Source organism: Terrisporobacter muris (assembly GCF_024621905.1).
In the GTDB taxonomy this organism is placed as follows: Bacteria; Bacillota; Clostridia; order Peptostreptococcales; family Peptostreptococcaceae; genus Terrisporobacter; species Terrisporobacter muris.
Genome location: NZ_JANKBY010000599.1, coordinates 1 through 1,036 on the forward strand (window position 1 = coordinate 1; position 1,036 = coordinate 1,036).

A 1,036-nucleotide genomic window follows, 5' to 3' on the forward strand; every position below is an offset into this window, starting at 1 on the left:
AAGCACCAAAACACATTCCAAGTGACATACCTATTGCCATATTTTTACTTGTTTTTTTCATTATATTATCTCCATAAATTCAGACTTATCTATATGATATCAAAAATATTCTTAATTCGCATTATATTAATATTAAGAACTAAAATCTATATTAATAAATTTTCCATTTTTTAGTTTTAGGATTATAATCAACGCATATTCCAGCTCCAGGGATATTCCTTTGTCTATCAAGCTTTGAATGAATAGTTTCAACTCCATGTATCTCTCCTATAGGCAATACTCTAACACCAGTATTATAGGCATTTTCAAAGTCAAAAGCATACCCTTCCTTGAATAAGTCATATAATTTATCAATTATATACTCCGGAATAGGTTCAATTGACCTTTTCCTCCCTTTTAATTCACTTAATATCTTATATTGAATAATATCTTTATATTCTTCTAGTGATTGCATATATATATTAACAATATAATCGTCATCATGACATAGATATACATATCTATTTTTCAAAGTATTAAATTGAAAATTTTGCAATGGAATTTTTTTATGGCTTAAATATAGCAATTCAGCAAGTTCTTGTTTGGTGACAAAATTAAGATTTTCTTTATCTTGAAAATCTATCCAACAAAAATCACCATAATGATATACATTTTCCTGTAAAAAATCTTCCATTTTCTCAGGAGTAATATACTCTAATCCAAGTTCTTTACACCAACTACAATTATATGGAAATCCCTTTAGTATCAGCATATTTTTGGGTTTTTGATTGATTCCACTTATAAAATCTTTAAATGTCATACCAGATGTTATTATTGAATTGTTTTCTTCATCAATTTTTATGTAACAAAACCATTTGTTTCTCATTTTAATATATATCTCCTTTAATTCAATATGTAATGTGCTCAATTTATTAAAAAAGCGACTATTCTTTTTTTAATTCTAAAAGTGTAGGTGTTATGTTAAGTACAATAGATAGAATAGTTAAAACCCTGAATGAATTTTCCATAGTAGGTACTACATCGGCTAAAGCAGCCC

The 1,036-nt window shown here is 26.6% G+C and carries 1 protein-coding gene; it reads right to left on the reverse strand.

Annotated elements, in window-relative coordinates:
• Positions 1 to 151: 151 nt before the first annotated feature.
• A complete protein-coding gene (locus NSA58_RS20540) occupies positions 152 to 865 on the reverse strand; it encodes a hypothetical protein (RefSeq protein WP_257560960.1) in 714 nt (237 codons plus the stop codon).
• Positions 866 to 1,036: the final 171 nt, after the last annotated feature.

Excerpts from the sequence above, each read along its gene's own strand:
- NSA58_RS20540 (WP_257560960.1), bottom strand. The coding sequence starts at position 865 with ATGAGAAACAAATGGTTTTGTTACATAAAAATTGATGAAGAAAACAAT.